Here is a 14,693-nt window from a genome sequence, read left to right as displayed (position 1 = left end):
ATGCTAGTGGCGCGCACCGGGCAGGGAACAGGCCCCCGTCCGAATGGACGGGGGCCTGTTCGAGATGCGGTGAGCGGATGCCTCAGACGGCCGGCTTCTCGTCGGCGACGGATGCCTCGACGGCTGCCTGCTCGTCGTCGGACTCGATCGACTCGTCGGCCTCCTCGAGCACGTCGGGGGTGTCGGCCGTGTCGGGCTGCTCCTGGCCGGATGCGGCAGGCGCGCCATCGGCGTCGTCGCTCGCGACATCCTCGACCTCGACGGTCTCGACGACCTCGGCCTGATAGCCGGGTGCGTCCTCGGGGAACGCCTCCTCGCCGAACGCGAGGAACTCGAACGGCGCGTCGATCTCGGCGCGGTCGAGCAGGTCGGTCATGCGACGCTGACGGTTGCGCGGGATCAGGGTGACCACGCGGCCCTCCTTGCCGGCGCGGCCCGTGCGGCCGGCGCGGTGCAGGTACGTCTTGTACTCGTCGGGCGCGTCGGCCTGGATCACGAGGTCGATGTCGTCGACGTGGATGCCGCGTGCCGCGACATCCGTTGCGACGAGCACGTCGACCTTGCCCGAGGTGAGCTGCTGCAGGTTGCGCGTGCGGCGCGACTGGTTCAGGTCGCCGTGCAGCGCCACGGCGCGGATGCCGTAGTCCTCGAGGTGGTCGGTGAGGTCCTCGGCGAACGCACGCGTACGGCTGAAGACGAGGGTCTTGCCCTTGCGGTTCGCGAGCTGGGCGACGATGTCGCGCTTCTCGCGGTTCTCGATGACGAACACGCGGTGCTCGATCGTCGAGGAGGCCTGGTCTTCGCCGGCGACCTCGTGCACGGCCGGGTCGACGAGGAACTCGTCGACGAGCGTCGCGACGCCCTGGTCGAGCGTGGCCGAGAAGAGGAGCCGCTGGCTGCCCTTCGCGGTGCGACGCAGGATGCGCTGCACGGGCTCGAGGAACCCGAGGTCGCACATGTGGTCGGCCTCGTCGAGCACCGTGATGGCGATCTCGCTGAGGTCGAGGCGGCCCTGCTCGATGAGGTCCTCGATGCGACCGGGCGTGCCGATCACGATGTCGACGCCGCGCTGCAGCGCACCGACCTGGCGGCCCTGGGGCACGCCGCCGTAGATCTGCGTGGTGAAGAGGCCGACGCTCTGCGCGATGGGCTGAACGGTGCGGTCGATCTGCAGGGCGAGCTCACGGGTCGGCGCGAGGATGAGCGCGCGGGGCTTGCGGCCCATCTGGCGCTTGCCGCCGGCCTTGCCGCTCTGGGCCCAGAGCGTCATGAGGCGCTCGACGGTCGGGGCACCGAAGGCGATGGTCTTGCCCGAACCGGTCTTGCCGCGGCCGAGCACGTCGCGACCCTCGAGCACGACGGGGATCGTCGCGGCCTGGATCGGGAACGGCGCCGCGGCGCCGAGCTCGGCGAGCACGCGCACGACGTTCTGGCCGAGGCCGAGGTCGCCGAAGCTCACGCCGTCGACGTCGCCGGCCTGGATGGCCTCGGCCTCGAGGCGCTCGAGCACCACGTCGTCGTTCGGGGTGAAGCGGCTGCCGGCGTCCTTCGCCGGGTAGAAGCTCGACGGGCGACGGTCGGAGTCCTGGAACCCGGCGCGCTCGAAGTCGCGGCGCGCGGGGCGCTCGGCACGGTCGTTGCGGTCGAACGAACGTGCGGGGCGATCGCTGCGGTCGAACGAACGCGCGGGACGGTCGTTCCGGTCGAACGAACGAGCCGGACGGTCATTGCGGTCGCTGCGGTCGAACGAACGCGGGGCGCGGTCGTCACGGTCGAACGAGCGGGCCGGACGGTCGCCCTGGTCGCGGCGGGGGGCGCGGTCGTCACGGTCGAACGAGCGGGCCGGACGGTCGTTGCGGTCGTTCCGGTCGAACGAACGAGCCGGACGGTCATTGCGGTCGTTCCGGTCGAACGAACGAGGTGCACGATCGTCACGGTCGTTGGAACGAGCCGGGCGGTCGTTCCGGTCGAACGAACGGGGGGCGCGGTCGTCTCGGTCGAACGAACGTGCGGGACGGGCGTCACGGTCGAACGAACGTGCCGGACGGTCGTTGCGGTCGTTCCGGTCGAACGAACGCGGGGCACGGTCGTCACGGTCGTTCGAACGAGCGGGCCGGTCGTTGCGGTCGTTGCGGTCGTTGCGGTCGTACGAGCGTGCCGGGCGGTCGTTGCGGTCGAACGAACGGGGGGCACGGTCGTCACGGTCGAACGAACGGGCCGGACGGTCGTTGCGGTCGTACGAGCGGGGAGCGCGGTCGTCGCGGTCGTTCGAGCGGGCCGGACGGTCGTTGCGGTCGAACGAACGGGGCGCACGGGCGTCGCCGGCGTCACGGCCGTCGCGGTCGGCGCGGTGCGGGCTGCGGCCGGTGGCGACGCGCTCGTCGCGCGACCAGCGGTCCTTGGCGCGGGGGGCGTCGGCCTCTTCGGGGCGGTAGCCGCGGTGTCCGGCGCTGCGCGAGCCGGGCTTGGTGCCGCCGGCGCGTGCCGGTCGGCCCTTGCCGCCGCTCGCGTACGAGGGGTCGAAGTTCTTGGCGGGTCGTCCGCCTGCGGGCTTCTTGCTCTTGGGCATGGATGTGCTTCCTGGGTTACTTCAAGTACATGGCAGCGCCGCTGAAGGCGCGCGCTGAGAACCCGGAACATCGTCGACCGGGGCCGTTCACATACGGTGACTATTCGAGGGCGACTGCCCCGAAACCGGCCCCTGGACTCACAAACCCATCCGCACGACATGTGCGGTGTCCAGAACCGACCTCTCAAGGGTAGCGGATGCCGCTGGGAAACCGCCGAGCAGGCCGGGTCGCGCATGGCGAGCGGCGCCGATCCGCGCTGATCCTGAGACCCGCTCGGCTTCGAGTTGGTCGCGCACCCATCGCGGAGTAGCATCGCTGCACCCCTGAACCCGGAGCCCTGGTGACCTCGACCCGAAACGCAGGCGGCTCCGGCATCCGCTCGCGGCGGATCCTGGTGACCGCCGCTGCCGCCCTCGTGGCCGTCGTCGGCGTGTCCGCGCTGTCGGGCTTCCACCGCGAACTCCGCGAGATCGACCCGCGTGGGGCGGATACCGCGAGCGAGCTCTCGGGCACCATCGCCCAGGTCGGCATCCGCACGTTCGACGCCCCAGACGGCATCCGCGTCGATGAAGACCTCGAATACGGCGTGCAGGACGACGGCACCGTGCTGACGCTCGACGTCTGCCGGCCGTCGGCCGTGGCCGCGGCGTTCGCCGCCGACGACGACGAGCGGCTTCCGGCGGTGGTCTCGATCCACGGCGGCAGCTGGGCGCGCGGCGACAAGGCCAACGCCGACTGGCGCAACGTCTGCATGTGGCTCGCGAGCGAGGGCTTCGTCGCGGCATCCGTCAACTACCGGCTCGTGCCCGACGTGCGGTTCCCGGCCGCGATCGACGACGTGTCCCTCGCGGTCGAGTGGTTGCGCGAGCCCGAGCAGCTCGAGCGGTTCGACCTCGACCCGGCGCGCATCGGCGCGTTCGGCGGCTCGGCGGGCGGCAACCTCGCGGCCCTGCTCGGCACGCGCGGCGAGGGCCCGCTCGACACCGGCTCCCGGGTGGCGGCGGTCGCGGAGATCTCCGGACCGGTCGGCCTGACCACGGCCGAGCTCGAGGGCGACGGCGCGTCGACCTGGTTGCAGGGCATCGTCGCCGAGTACCTCGGTTGCGAGGCGGGCGCGGGCGACGACGCCTGCCCCCAGGCGACGGATGCCTCGCCCGCGACGTTCGCCGACCCGAGCGACCCGCCGTTCTTCGTCGGCCACGCCGACGCCGAGGTCATCCCACTCCAGCAGTCGCGACGGTTCGTCGCGAACCTCGCCGATGCCGGCGTTCCGGCCGAGCTCGCGGTGAGCACGGGAGCCGAGCACTCCATCGGCATCCTCGACGAGAGCATGCGCATCCGCGTCGCGGCGTTCCTGCACGCGCAGCTCGGCTGACGCGGCATCCGCGACCCGACCGAGTGAAGACGCGAATCGCGAGGCGCGCCGAACGATGCGATCATCGGCGGAGGCCGAGCGAGGCCGAGCGAGAAAGGCGCCGATGACCCACGAGGACTCCCCCATCCGGATCTCGCGGCACGAATGGCGACTCATCGGTGTGCGCGCCTGGCACGAGTTCCGCATCAACCAGTCGTACGACGTGGCTGCGGCGCTCACCTACTACGCGGTGCTCACGGTGTTCCCGGCGGCGCTCGCATCGCTCGCGATCCTCGGCACGTTCGGCACCGCCGAGGAGGTCACGCGCGCGGTGCTCAGCGTGCTCGCCGACCTCGGCGGCGACTCGATCGCGGCGGCGCTGTCCGAACCCGTCGCTCAGCTCCTGAACGCGTCGCACCAGTGGTTCGCGATCCTCGTCGGGTCGGCCGGCGCGCTGTGGTCGGTCTCCGGCTACCTCGGGGTCTTCGGGCGCGGCATGAACCGCATCCTGAACGTCGAGGAGGGCCGGCCCTTCTGGAAGTCGCGGCCGCTCATGGTGCTCACCGCGATCATCGTGCTCGTGCTCGTCGCCGCGCTCGCCCTGATCCTGCTGCTGAGCGGGCCCATCGCGGATGCCGCGGCCCGCACCCTCGGCCTCGACGAGGGCGTCGTGTTCTGGTGGGACCTCGTGAAGATCCCGATCGCCGTCGCGCTGATGGCCGCGACGGTCGCGCTGCTCTACTGGGCCGCGCCGAACGTGCGGCGGCGCGACTTCCGCTGGATGAGCGTCGGCGCGGCGGCCGCCGTGCTGACCTGGGTGGTCGTGACCCTGCTGTTCGGCTGGTACGCCGTCGGCCTCGGCACCTACGAACGCAACTACGGGGTGCTCGGCAGCGCGGTCGCCTTCCTGCTCTGGGTCTGGCTGTCGAACCTCGCGATCCTGCTCGGGGCGGCGCTCGACACCGAGGTCGAGCGCGTGCGCCAACTCCGGTCCGGCATGCCGGCCGAGGAGCGGCTGCAGCTGCCCATCCGCGACGACCGCATGATCCGCAAGAACCACGCGCAGCGCGCGGCCGACGTGCGGGCGGCCGAGCGGCTGAAGCCGCCCGGCAACGTCGAGGACTTCGTCTAGGTCGAGGCCGGCGGCCCCGGGTTCGGGCCCGGGACCGCCTCAGGTCCGCCCCCTCCGCGCGCGTCGCCGGCGCGAGGAGGGGACGGAGTCAGTGGTGGTGGCCGATCTCCCCGTGCAGCTCGCCGTGCGGCACCGCCTGCTCGCCGGCACGGGTGCCGGCGAGGGCGGGCGTCGCGAGGGCTGCGACGAGGGTGGCACCCACGAGCATGCCCATGACCGCGACGGCGGGCCGGCGGGCCGAACGAGCGGCCTCCGCTCGATCGCGGCGCCAGACCGCGGCATCCGCTCGCCTGGAACGAAGCGTCGCGGCCGCGCCGATGGCCACCACGAGTGCGAACACGTCGGACGCGAGCAGCGGCAGCGCCGAGATGCCGGCGGCCGACGCGGCGCCCGAGGCGAGAACGACCCCGGACGCCGCGACCAGCCCCAGCGCCGCGGAGAGTGCGACGCCGGGAACGGGCATCCGACCGGTGCGCAGCGCCGCGACGGCCCAGACGAGGGCGGCGAGGCCGCCCCCGACGAGCGCCGCAGCGGCCGCGATCCCCCAGATCGGAGCGCCCATGGCACCGGCGCCCACCGCGATGAGCACGATCCCCGCGCCGAGCGCGGCGAACACGGGCCAGCTTCGCGTGAGGTGCGCCAGTGCCGACACGGCCGGCTCCCTAGGCCGTCGCCGTGCGGCTGGTGGAATGGCTGACGCTTTCCGCCCCGAGACCGACGCCCAGCAGCACGAGCGCGCTGGCGAGGTGCAGGAAGTGGTCTGCGGTGTTCAACGCGAGGATGTTCGCGGCCGTGCCCGCCAGGAAGAACCCGACGATGCCGAGCAGCAGGTATGCGGCGCCGACGACCGTGTTGACGCCCTTCGCCGCGCGGGTGCTGACGATGCCGGCGACCAGCAGCGCGGCGCCGATGAGCAGGTGGGCGATGTTGTGCAGCGGGTTCACCGCGAAGACGCCGAGCAGCAGGCCGCCCTCGGTGGCGATGAATCCGACGCCGCCGGTGACGGCGAAGCCGAGCAGTCCAACGACGAGGTAGACCGCGCCGAAGACGACGCCGACGATGCGGTTGACGGAGCTTCCCATGATGATTCCTCCTTGAGATCCGCGACGGAGGTCGCGACGGTGAGTGGCTTCGGTGCGGGGCGCCCCACCGGTCGGAGGGGCGCCCCGCGATCGCCGACTACATCGACGGCATCAGCACCGTGTCGATGAGGTACACGGTGGCGTTGGCCGTGTGCACGCCGCCGCAGATGACCTTGGCGTCGTTGACCATGAGGTCGTCACCGGAGCCGGTGACCTCGACGGTGCCGCCCTGCACGGTCGTCTGCATTCCGACGACCTCGTCAGGCGAGAGCTGGCCGGGCACCACGTGGTACGTCAGGATCGACGTCAGCGTGTCGGCATCGGTCTTCAGCGACTCGATCGTGGCGGGGTCGATCTTCGCGAACGCGTCGTCGACCGGCGCGAAGACGGTGAACTCGTCGCCGTTCAGCGTGTCGACGAGGTTGACGTCGGGGTTCAGCTCACCCGAGACGGCCGCGGTGAGCGTCGTCAGCATCGGGTTGTTGGACGCCGCGACGGCGACCGGGTCCTCGGACATGCCGGCGACCGAGCCCGCGCCGTCCGGAACGGCCTCGGCGTACGCGGCGCATCCGGGGCCGACGAGGTCTGCGGCCGGGTCCATGGCCTCTTCGGTGGGAGCCATGGACTCCTCCGACGTCGTGGGTTCGTCGGACTCCGACGAGCTTCCGGTGTCGGAGCTGCAGCCTGCCAGGCCGAGCATGGCGACGGCCGTGATCGAGAACACGGCGAGTGCGGTACGGGTGCTGCGGATCGATCGCATCGGATCTCCTCCTTCGTAGTGGTCGGCCCTGAGCGGGTCGACACGGGGGGTTCGGAGGTGGTCGTCGATCGGATTGGACGGAATTCGGATCGGATGTCCCGGCGCGGTCTCGACACCGTCCCGGCACGGTCTCGACGCGGTCCCGGCACGGTCTCGGCACGGTCCCGACACGGCATCCAATCGGATCGGCCGTCGGCTCCGAACACTCCATGACGCACGAAACGAGGTGCCCGATGCACGCCACTCCCGACGGATGACCCATGCGCTACTCTCACGAACCGCGCCGCCGCGCAACCGGCGGCTCGCACGACCCGGCTCTGGCATGCTGGGTTCCGTGGTCGACGTCGCTGAGCAGCTCGGGGAATCCCCTCGCGCCCTCGAAGCTCTCCTCGTGGCCACCGCCGACGGCGACCGCGAGGCGTTCGCCGCCCTCTACGACGCGACGTCGGCCCGGGTCTTCGGCCTGGTCCGACGACTGCTCGTCGACGCCGCGCAGGCCGAGGAGGTGACGCAGGACGTGTTCCTCGAGGCATGGCAGACCGCCGCTCGGTTCGATCCCGAACGCGGCTCCGCGATCCCATGGTTGCTCACGCTCGCGCATCGCCGCGCGGTCGACCGCGTGCGGGCGTCGCAGTCGTCGCGCGAACGCGACCTGAAGGCCGGCATCCGCGATCTCGAGATTCCGGTCGACGAGGTCGCCGAGGCGGCCGAGATCGCGATCGAGCACGAGAAGGTGGCCGAGGCGCTGACCGCGCTCAGCCCCGCACATCGCGAGTGCATCTCGCTCGCCTACTACGGGGGCTGCACGCAGTCCGAGATCGCGACGAGACTCGAGATACCGCTGGGCACGGTGAAGACCCGGCTGCGAGATGGCATGATCCGATTGCGAGACCTCCTGGGGGTGACGACATGAATCCAGCGGATGACGCGGGCGACGACCTGCGCGACCTCGCGCCGGCGTACGCGCTCGACGCGCTCGACGAGTTCGACCGCGTCAGGTTCGAGCGCGCCCTCGCCGTCTCCCCCGAGCTCCAGGCCGAGGTCGCCGCGTTCCGCGAGGTCGCGTCGGGCCTCGGCGACGCCGTCGAACCCGTCGCGCCGCCGGCCTCGCTCAAGGCGAGCCTGTTCGACCGGCTCGACTCGGCACCCCAAGAGCGGCGAGCGGATGCCGCGGCATCCGTCGCGCCCGTGCAGCAGGCGCCCGCCGAACCCGCGCCCGTCGCGCCCGCGACATCCGCTGCTCCCGAAGCCCAGCCCGCCCCGGATGCCCAGCCCGCGCCGGATGCCCAGCCCGCGCCCGTCGCCGACCTCGCCGCCCGCCGCGCCCGTCGGCGGCTCGCGATCGCGTGGTCGTCGGCCGCCGCCGTCGTGCTGCTCGTCGCGGGCGCGTTCATCGGCACGAACTGGTTCGGCCCGAACGGGTGGGGCGCGCAGCGCGAGATGGCGGCGCTGACGTCGGCGTCCGACGCGCAGCAGACCACGACCGAGGTCGCCGGCGGCGGCGAGATCACCCTCGTCTCGTCGGTCGAGCAGGGCCGAAGCGCGATCCTCGCCGCGGGCCTCTCCGAGCTCGGCGACGAGCACACCTACGAGCTCTGGTACATCGACGAGGCGGGTGCGAGCTCGGCCGGCACGTTCGACGTGGCCGGCAGCGACGAGGCGTGGCGCATCCTCGAGGGCGAGTTCGCCCCGGGCGTCGCCGTGGGCATCACGGTCGAACCCGCAGGGGGTTCACCGCAGCCGACGACCGACCCGGTCGCGGTCATCCAGACCTAGGCCGCCGTCACCAGGGCATCGGCCGGTCGCCGCCGCGCTCCGAGTCGTCGGGAAGATGCGGCAGCTCGGTGCCGCCGGCCCTGATGCACAGCCAGCGCAGTTCGCCCTCGCCGCCGGGAGTGGCGCGCCAGGTGCGCCAGACGCCCTGCCCGACGCGCACGACCGTGCCGGGGCCGACATCGACGACCTCGTCGTCGAGCCCCATCTGACCCTGCCCTTCGAGGAACACGTAGAGCTCCTCGACCTTCGCGTGCCGGTGCCAGTAGCCGGCCTCCTCACCCGGCTGCAGCGCGTTCGCCGTCATGCCGAGGTACTGCATCGTCAGCTCGTGGTCGACGACGCGGCGGCCGTCGCGGGAGCTGTCGGGGCGGAATCCGCCGAAATGCGATCGCCATGCGTCGAGTCCACCGATGTCCAGAACCTGAAAGTCGCTCACCCGCGCAGCCTATCGACCTGAAACACTCGGGTAACGCGGGATGCCTACACTGGTGCAGGCCGAGGGGGCCCACGGAACACCGAGGGCCCTCGCGGCGTTTCTTCGCTCCGATCCCCGCACCACCCCCGCGGGCAACGAGAGGCCACGACCCATGACCGCGAACGACCCCGTCACCGTCTCGATCCGTCGAGAGGTCGACCCCGAACGCATCCCCGAGGTGACCGCCTGGGTGCAGGCCGGCATCAACCGGGCGAATCGCTACCCCGGCTTCCTCGGCTCCGGCTGGGTGCGCGCCGGTGAAGACGCGAACGTCTGGCACATGCTCTACCGGTTCTCGAGCGAGGCGACGCTCGACGCCTGGGAGCACTCGGCCGACCGGGCGAGCTGGCTCGCCTCCGGCGAGGGCCTCGTGCGGTCCGAACGCTCCCGCCGCCGCACCGGCATCGAGGGCTGGTTCGACGAGCCGCCGACCGGGTCGATCCCGGTCGTCGACCCGTCCGCGACCTCCGACCTCGACGACCTGCCGCCTGCGCCGCCGCGCTGGAAGCAGGCGGTGACGATCTGGCTCGGGTTCTTCCCGGTGAACCTCGTGTTCAGCTACCTCATCGCGCCCGTTCCCGGCTGGGGCGACCTGGCGCTCTGGCTTCGCGTGCTCGCCACGACGCTCGTGCTCACGCCGATCATGACGTACTGGGTGCTGCCGTTCGTGACGCGTTCGCTGCACCGGTGGCTCGCGCCGCGCACGACCTGAGCGGATGCCGCGGGCGGGCCGCGCCCGTCGCCGCACCCTCCCCCGTGCCGGCGCGGTCAGCCGAGGGCGGTGCGCCTCAGAGGCACTTCCCGGCCTCGGCGATCTGCGCGTCGCTCGGACGCCCGTAGGCCTGGATGCCGGAGCCCTCGACGTCGTAGCCCGCCGCGATCGCCCACGCGGTCGCCCACATCTCGTCGTCGCCGCCGAAGACCGGGCCCGTGAACAGCGGCTTGCACTCGGCACGCACGACCTGGGCGTGGCCGACCTCGTGCACGACGACGGCCTTCGCGTCGATGTCGTCGCCGAAGTACCGGCCGATGCTGTGGCTGAGTTCGATCGTCGCCCAACCGCCGTCGCCGTAGCGGTAGAGCGCCGTGCCCGCGTACCAGCCGTCGTCGCTCGACTTGCCGGCCACGACGTTCGCCCAGCGGAAGTCGAGGTTCACGCCGTGGGCGATCGAGCGGGCGAAGTCCTCGATCGGGCCGCGCGCGGCGTAGTCGGCCTCGGCACGACGGGCCGACTCGGCCGCCGCGGAGGCGTGGAGCGCATCGACGGCCGTCGCGAGTCGGCGGTAGGCGCCCGCACTGTCCGGTTCCTCGAACCAGTCGTCGCCCGCCTGATCGATCCCGTGCTGCACGGCGATGCGCGTCTCGTAGGTCGCGACCGGATTCGCCTCGAGCACGGCTGCGGCGCTCTCGGCGGCCGACGCGTAGAACGCGACGCGAGCGGCGTCGGCCGTCGCCGCTGCGCCGTCGATCTCGACGGCCGCCGTCGTCATGGCGTCGAGATCGTCGAGCAGCTCGTGACCACGCGCGCGCGTCTCGAGCACTTCGACGACGCTGACCCAGGGCGGGCGAACGGCACCCTCGTCGTACCCGATGGGCTCGGGCAGCCGGGTGACCTCCGACACGGCGAGCTCGCGCGCCGCATCCGATGCGGCCGACAGCGTTGCTGCGGCGTCGGCGGATCCGAGCCCGTCGGTCGCGGCCGTCGTGACCTCGGCACCGTGCGCGGCCGCGCTGCCGGCTCGCGTGATCGCGGCACGCAGGTCGCCGTTCGCGTCTTCGGCCCGCTCCTCGATCTCGGCGGCGGCGGCGATGTGGTCCTCGCGAACCGTGTGCGCGACGTACCCGGCCCCGAGGTAGGTGCCGGTCGCGCCGATCAGCGCGACGCCGACGGCGAGCACGGGCACCCACCACCGAGTGCGGCGCGCGGGGTCGGCGGGTTCGCGGGGTTCGTCGGCCGGGTCGGCGGGCGCGTCCGGCATCGGCGCGTCCGGCGTCGTGGGGGTGTCGGGCATCGGGGGCAGCTTCCGGGTCGTGCCGCGGTGGGCGGGTTCGACGAACCTACCTGCCGCCGCACCCGCTTCGCCACGCGACCGCGTCACGCTTGGATAACGCCGGCGAGCGGATGCCGCTGGCGGCCGCCGCGGCATCCGTTCACGACTCGGCGGGCTCGCCGCCCTCGCGCTGCACGGCCCGCTGCTCGCGGATGCGCCGCACCACGAGCACGACGAGGCCGACGGCGATCGCCCCGTAGACGAGGTAGTCGAGGTCCGCCAGCCAGTGGTCGATGGCCTGGTGCTGGGTGCCGAGGGCCGCGCCGACGCCGATCAGCAGCGAGTTCCACGCGGCCGAGCCGAGCGTGGTGAAGAGCACGAACGTGGGCAGGGACATGCGATCGGCACCGGCCGGCAACGAGATGAGGCTGCGCACGCCAGGGATCATGCGGCCGAACAGCACCGACCAGCGCCCGTGCCGGTGGAACCACTCGGCGCCGCGATCGAGGTCGGTGCGGCTGACGAGCCTGGTCCACGCGATCCACGAGATGGCGCGTTCGAGGCCGATCACGGCGCCGAGCCCGTAGAGCAGCAGGGCGCCGAGCACCGAGGCGAGCGTCGACCACACGATGAGCCAGCCGAGGTGCAGGTCGCCCGACTGGCTGAGGTAGCCCGCGAACGGCAGGATCACCTCGCTCGGGATCGGCGGGATGAGCACCTCGAGGAACACGAGCACCCCGACGCCCGCGTCGCCCATGGCGTTCAGGATGTCGGCGGCGAACCCGGTCAGCCCGGTGAAGCCGTGGTCGGCGGTCGCGGCGGCGGCGATCGCCGAAGGCGCGGTCGCGAGGGAGGTCAGGGGAGTCATGCGGCTCCGATGGTCGGCGGTCGGTGGTCGGTGCCCGTCGGCCCGCCCACGCTATCGGGCCGGGGTGAACGGCGCCTGAGCATCTCGACCGGGCCCCGAGTGCCGAGCTCGACTACGATTCGGGGATGACGAATCCGAGCCAGGTCGACGACATCTCGATCGGCGGCGAGGTCATCCGCCTCGGGCAGTTCCTGAAGTTCGCCGGCCTCCTCGACTCGGGCGGAGACGTGAAGGCGGCCATCGTCGACGGCGACGTGACCGTGAACGGCGAGGTCGATCGGCGACGGGGGCGGCAGCTCCACTCCGGCGACCTCGTCGGCTTCGACGGACGCACGGTTCGCGTTCGCCCCTGAGTGCAGACGGTCCTGAGGGCAGCACGGGCCTGAGCGCAGCACCGTCCTGAGCGCAGGCGATTCAGCCGCGCTCGGCGAGCAGGTCCTCCATGAGGGCGATCTCCGCGTTCTGGCTCGTCACGACCGACGTGGCGAAGGGCGTGACGAGCGGGTTCGTCGATCGCTCGAGCACCGCGTCGGCCATCTCGATCGCGCCGCGGTGATGCGCGATCATCAACTCGAGGAAGATCCGTTCGGCGTCGACCCCGCTGGCGGCCTGCAGTTCGGCGATCTGCTCGGGGGTCGCGAGGCCCGGCATGGGCTGGCCGGGCTCATGCGTCCCGCCGTCGTGCGCGTCGTGGTCCGCGGTGCCGACCGGCGCTGCGGCCATCCAGGTCATCGACGGCTCTGAGGCCGCCTGCGGCAGCCCCCACGATCGCAGCCATCCGTACAGCTGGCCCGCCTGCTGCGACTGCGTTCGAGCGATGTCGTACGCGAGCAGACGGATGTCGGGGTCGTCGGTCTCGTCGCGCACGATCATCGCGAGTTCGGCGCCCTGGAGGTGGTGCACCTGCATGTCGCGGGAGAAACCGGCCTCGGCGCTGGCATCGGTCGGCGTGGGTTCCGCGAGCGTGCTGAGCCGCCCGATCGAGAAGGCGACGACGGCGACCACCACCAGGGCGACGGATGCCGCGATGAGCACCGACATCCGTCCGACGGAGCCGTTCCGAGGGGTCATGAGACCTTGCCGGGGGCGTCCAGCGCGCCGGTGCACGGCGCGCCAGGCTCGGGCACGTCGTCACTCTGCCAGTACTCCTCGATGAACGACTCGATGCGCGGATCGTCGACGCCGTCGACGGACAGCTGCGTGTTCCATCCGCTCAGGACGACCTCGCCGGGCAGGCCCTCGAACGGCGAGAGGATCACGTAGGTCGACGGGAGCTTGGCCCGAAGCTCGTCGAGTGCCGACTCGGACAGCGACGGGTCGTAGGTGATCCAGAGGGCGCCGTGCTCGAGCGAGTGCACCGCGTTCTCGTTCGGGACGGGCTCGGAGTAGACGCCGCAGTTCAGCCAGGCCGGGTTGTGCGGGCCGCCGACCGGCGGGGTCTGCTCGTACTCGACCCTGCCGTCGACGTGCGCGGATTCGTTGTCGAACGTCGCGACGCCCTCGATGTCGACGCCGTCCCCGCCGGCCGCGTACGTTCGCGGTTGCGGGGTCAGCACGATGGCCGTGACGACGATGGCGACGATGGCCGCGCCGCCGACGGCCGCCGACCAGATGCCGATCCGACGGTTGCGCTTCGCGCGGGCTTCGCGCCGCCGGTGCTCCTCCAGCTTCCTGGCGCGTTCCTCCGCCCGCTCCTGCTTGAGGCGCGCAGCCTGCTTGATCTTCGGGGGAACGGGCGGGGTCGCGCTCACGCGGAGGCCTCTCTCGTGGGGTCGGGGGATTCCATCCGATCGCAGATCGCTGGGAGAACGCCTGCCGGACGACCGAGGGGTCGTCAGCGGCCGCCGCCGATGCGCCTCGCCAGCGTCGCGGCGGCCTCGAGCACCTCGGCGACGACCCGGTCGCGCAGCTCGGCATCGGCGTCGTCGGGGTACGTGACGGCGATCGCCGCGGCCGGCCAGCCGAGGTGGTCGACGACGGGCGCGCCGGCCGATGCCAGCCCGGGCGTGACCTCGCCGTCCTCGCCGGCCCAGCCGCGCGTGCGCACCTCGGCGAGCACGCGTTTCAGGCGCCCGTACGACCAATCCGCGGCATCCGCCTCCGATGACGGATGCCGCGACGCGAACGCCGCGCGATCGGGGTAGAGCGCGCGCAGCTGGGCCGGCGGCAGTTCGGCGAGCATGGCCCTACCGGTCGCGGTGAGGTGCGCCGGAAGGCGCACGCCGACGTCGGTCACGAGCGACGGGCGGCGCGGCGCGCGCTCCTCGACGAGGTAGAGCACGTCGCGCCCGTGCAGTACCGCGAGGTGCCCGCTCTCGCCGAGGCGGTCGACGAGCGCCGCGACGAGTGGGCGGCCGAGCCGGGTGAGCGGCTGTTGACGGCTGAACCCGCTCGAGAGCTCGAACGCCGAGATGCCGAGCCCGTACCGGCGCTCCTCGGGCAGGTGCACGACGAAGCCGCGCTCGGCCATGACGGCGAGCAGGTGGTAGACGGTCGAGCGGGGGATGCCGAGCGCCTGCGCGATGGTCGCGGCCGGCACCGGTCCGCGCTGCGCCGCGAGGTGGCTGAGGATCGCGAGCGTCTGGTCGGCGGCGGGCACCTTCGACGGCGTCTCCATGCGACCTCCCTGTCTGGAATCCCGGACGTCAGCGTACGCCACGGCGTTCCCGCGCGCGCGGGCGCACG

General features: G+C 72.3%; 16 protein-coding genes. 6 read left to right on the top strand and 10 right to left on the bottom strand.

What is annotated here, in order from left to right; genetic code table 11:
• Positions 1-82 precede the first annotated feature (82 nt).
• The gene (locus ASE68_RS15250) at positions 83-2,569 is read right to left on the bottom strand and encodes a DEAD/DEAH box helicase (RefSeq protein ID WP_082462398.1); all 2,487 of its coding nucleotides are present in this window, start codon (positions 2,567-2,569) and stop codon (positions 83-85) included.
• Positions 2,570-2,910: 341 nt separating this feature from the next.
• On the opposite strand from ASE68_RS15250, the gene ASE68_RS15245 reads away from it, so the two are divergent.
• A complete protein-coding gene (locus ASE68_RS15245) occupies positions 2,911-3,945 on the top strand; it encodes an alpha/beta hydrolase (RefSeq protein ID WP_055861586.1) in 1,035 nt (344 codons plus the stop codon).
• A gap of 103 nt (positions 3,946-4,048) precedes the next feature.
• On the top strand, positions 4,049-5,056 hold the full coding sequence (locus ASE68_RS15240; RefSeq protein ID WP_055861584.1) for a YihY/virulence factor BrkB family protein: 1,008 nt from the start codon (positions 4,049-4,051) through the stop codon (positions 5,054-5,056).
• An 88-nt stretch (positions 5,057-5,144) separates the two neighbouring features.
• On the opposite strand, the gene ASE68_RS20295 is transcribed toward ASE68_RS15240, so the two are convergent.
• From ASE68_RS20295 to ASE68_RS15225, 3 genes are all read right to left on the bottom strand, one after another.
• Complete coding sequence (locus tag ASE68_RS20295) at positions 5,145-5,708, bottom strand: hypothetical protein (RefSeq protein WP_055861581.1); 564 nt, start codon at positions 5,706-5,708, stop codon at positions 5,145-5,147.
• A gap of 10 nt (positions 5,709-5,718) precedes the next feature.
• On the bottom strand, positions 5,719-6,138 hold the full coding sequence (locus ASE68_RS15230) for a DUF4383 domain-containing protein (protein ID WP_055861577.1): 420 nt from the start codon (positions 6,136-6,138) through the stop codon (positions 5,719-5,721).
• Positions 6,139-6,235: 97 nt separating this feature from the next.
• Positions 6,236-6,898, bottom strand: coding sequence for a fasciclin domain-containing protein (locus tag ASE68_RS15225; RefSeq protein ID WP_082462393.1), 663 nt, complete (start codon positions 6,896-6,898; stop codon positions 6,236-6,238).
• Between the two features lie 322 nt (positions 6,899-7,220).
• Here ASE68_RS15225 and sigK point away from each other — a divergent pair, with 322 nt between their 5' ends.
• Both sigK and ASE68_RS15215 read left to right on the top strand, forming a co-directional pair.
• Entirely contained in the window at positions 7,221-7,811 is a 591-nt protein-coding gene (gene sigK, locus ASE68_RS15220) for an ECF RNA polymerase sigma factor SigK (protein ID WP_055861573.1), read from the top strand.
• Positions 7,808-8,674 carry an anti-sigma factor domain-containing protein gene (locus tag ASE68_RS15215; RefSeq protein WP_055861570.1) on the top strand — a complete coding sequence of 289 codons (867 nt, stop codon included), beginning with the start codon at positions 7,808-7,810 and terminating at the stop codon, positions 8,672-8,674. Before sigK ends, ASE68_RS15215 begins: the two co-directional genes overlap by 4 nt.
• Positions 8,675-8,681: 7 nt before the next feature.
• On the opposite strand, the gene ASE68_RS15210 is transcribed toward ASE68_RS15215, so the two are convergent.
• The gene (locus ASE68_RS15210) at positions 8,682-9,110 is read right to left on the bottom strand and encodes a cupin domain-containing protein (RefSeq protein WP_055861566.1); all 429 of its coding nucleotides are present in this window, start codon (positions 9,108-9,110) and stop codon (positions 8,682-8,684) included.
• 151 nt (positions 9,111-9,261) lie between these two features.
• Here ASE68_RS15210 and ASE68_RS15205 point away from each other — a divergent pair, with 151 nt between their 5' ends.
• Positions 9,262-9,861 carry an antibiotic biosynthesis monooxygenase gene (locus ASE68_RS15205; protein WP_055861564.1) on the top strand — a complete coding sequence of 200 codons (600 nt, stop codon included), beginning with the start codon at positions 9,262-9,264 and terminating at the stop codon, positions 9,859-9,861.
• A gap of 76 nt (positions 9,862-9,937) precedes the next feature.
• On the opposite strand, the gene ASE68_RS15200 is transcribed toward ASE68_RS15205, so the two are convergent.
• Together ASE68_RS15200 and ASE68_RS15195 are read right to left on the bottom strand one after the other, a co-directional pair.
• Complete coding sequence (locus ASE68_RS15200) at positions 9,938-11,161, bottom strand: hypothetical protein (RefSeq protein WP_055861561.1); 1,224 nt, start codon at positions 11,159-11,161, stop codon at positions 9,938-9,940.
• 139 nt (positions 11,162-11,300) lie between these two features.
• Positions 11,301-12,008 (bottom strand): DedA family protein, encoded by a 708-nt coding sequence (locus ASE68_RS15195; RefSeq protein WP_082462392.1) that lies wholly within the window; start codon positions 12,006-12,008, stop codon positions 11,301-11,303.
• Between the two features lie 125 nt (positions 12,009-12,133).
• Here ASE68_RS15195 and ASE68_RS15190 point away from each other — a divergent pair, with 125 nt between their 5' ends.
• Positions 12,134-12,361 (top strand): RNA-binding S4 domain-containing protein, encoded by a 228-nt coding sequence (locus ASE68_RS15190; RefSeq protein ID WP_055861558.1) that lies wholly within the window; start codon positions 12,134-12,136, stop codon positions 12,359-12,361.
• Positions 12,362-12,422: 61 nt separating this feature from the next.
• On the opposite strand, the gene ASE68_RS15185 is transcribed toward ASE68_RS15190, so the two are convergent.
• The 3 genes from ASE68_RS15185 to ASE68_RS15175 all read right to left on the bottom strand — a co-directional run bounded on the left by ASE68_RS15185 (position 12,423) and on the right by ASE68_RS15175 (position 14,625).
• A complete protein-coding gene (locus ASE68_RS15185; protein WP_055861555.1) occupies positions 12,423-13,079 on the bottom strand; it encodes a DUF305 domain-containing protein in 657 nt (218 codons plus the stop codon).
• On the bottom strand, positions 13,076-13,759 hold the full coding sequence (locus ASE68_RS15180) for a DUF3105 domain-containing protein (RefSeq protein WP_082462391.1): 684 nt from the start codon (positions 13,757-13,759) through the stop codon (positions 13,076-13,078). Before ASE68_RS15180 ends, ASE68_RS15185 begins: the two co-directional genes overlap by 4 nt.
• A gap of 83 nt (positions 13,760-13,842) precedes the next feature.
• On the bottom strand, positions 13,843-14,625 hold the full coding sequence (locus ASE68_RS15175; protein WP_055861553.1) for an IclR family transcriptional regulator: 783 nt from the start codon (positions 14,623-14,625) through the stop codon (positions 13,843-13,845).
• Positions 14,626-14,693: the final 68 nt, after the last annotated feature.

Origin of the sequence: Agromyces sp. Leaf222 (assembly GCF_001421565.1) — a bacterium.
GTDB lineage: Bacteria > Actinomycetota > Actinomycetes > Actinomycetales > Microbacteriaceae > Agromyces.
The sequence above is the reverse complement of the archived record's forward strand: the minus strand, read 5'-3'. Positions and strand labels throughout refer to the sequence as shown.